This is a genomic window from Mesorhizobium sp. P3_A9, assembly GCF_056402975.1.
On record NZ_JBFUGJ010000660.1, the window covers coordinates 1 to 1528 of the forward strand.

Genomic DNA, 1528 nt, shown 5'->3' on the forward strand with positions numbered 1-1528 from the left:
AGGCTGCGGCAGGTGAGGGGCCTTGCCGCAATTTGTGCTGGGGCGGCATTCCCGGAAAAAGGGAGCAATCAGTGACTTTGAAGTTCGGCACCAGCGGGCTGCGCGGTCTCGTCAGCGAGCTCATGGGACCACCGGCGCGCACCTATACGATTGCCTTCGCACGCATGCTTATGGCGCGTGGTGTGTTGAGCGCGGGCGACCAGATCCTTGTCGGGCGCGACCTTCGCTCTTCCAGTCCCGAGATTGCGGGGATTGTCCATGCAGCGATCGCCGAAGCCGGTTTGGTGCCGGTCGATTGCGGAGCCTTGCCCACGCCAGCACTCGCACTTTATGCAGCAGGCAGAGCTCCGGCGATCATGGTGACCGGCAGTCATATTCCCGACGACAGGAATGGGCTGAAATTCTACCGGGCGGACGGCGAGATCGACAAGCGCGATGAGCTTGAAATTGTGGCCATCCACGCAGGCTTGCAGATAGCCGACCGATCACAGCCATCCGTCGAACCCGTACAGCCGGGCTCCGAACCGTCCGCAGGCTACAAGGATCATTTTCTTGGTTTCTTTCAGCCAGGTAGCCTGTCTGGTCTCCGTGTCGGGGTCTACCAGCATTCGTCGGTAGCAAGGGACATCATTGTCGATATCCTTCGTGCGCTGGGGGCCGAGGCGGTGCCGCTCGGCAGGTCCACGCATTTCATTCCGGTGGACACCGAAGCACTCAGGCAAGAGGATCTACTGCTTCTCAAGAACTGGGCGGCGGCGGGGCCGTTCGATGCCATCGTGTCGGCTGATGGCGATGGCGACCGGCCGCTTGTGGCGGATGCGCAGGGCAGTTTCGTGCGCGGCGACCTGATCGGCGCGATCACGGCGCGTTTTCTTGATGCCGACTGCATCGTTACGCCGGTCAGCTCCAACTCTGCCTTGGAGCGTTGCGGGCATTTCGCAACCGTGCTGCGCACACGCATAGGTTCGCCCTATGTCATCGAGGGGATCGGCGCAGCTTTCGCTCAAGGGGCAAAATGCGTCGTTGGCTTCGAGGCAAATGGCGGCGTTCTTCTGGGGTCATCCGTCGAGAAGGATGGCCGCAGGCTCGCAGCCTTGCGAACCCGGGATTCGCTGTTGCCAATTCTCTGTGCGCTATCAACGATTGCGGCGACAGGTCGCCCGCTCGCCGAGATCGCGGCCGGTTTCGGATTCCTTGCCGCGTCAAGTGGCCGGCTTGAAGGCGTATCGGCGGAAAATAGCGCGTCCTTCCTCAAAAGACTGGCAACGGATGCCGTCTATGCCGACACTCTCTTCGAGGTTCTGGGCGGCGTCGCTGATATTGACAATCGCGACGGCGTGCGTATCACCGCCCGCAACGGAGAGGTTGTTCACTTCCGTGCGTCAGGCAACGCGCCCGAATTGCGGTGCTACATCGAGGCAAAGACRGAAACCCGCGCAGACGAATTGCTCGGTTGGGGTCTTGACCTCAGCCGAACTCAAATCCTGGAAAGCTGAAGTTTGACCAATATCGTTCCTGTCATCATAAG

Annotated in this window: 1 protein-coding gene; it reads left to right on the top strand. The window is 60.7% G+C overall.

Going from position 1 to position 1528, the window contains the following annotated elements; translation table 11 throughout:
- Positions 1-122: 122 nt before the first annotated feature.
- Positions 123-1496, top strand: a complete 1374-nt coding sequence (locus AC1DX0_RS35760; RefSeq protein WP_477359196.1) for a phosphohexomutase domain-containing protein — start codon at positions 123-125, stop codon at positions 1494-1496.
- Positions 1497-1528: the final 32 nt, after the last annotated feature.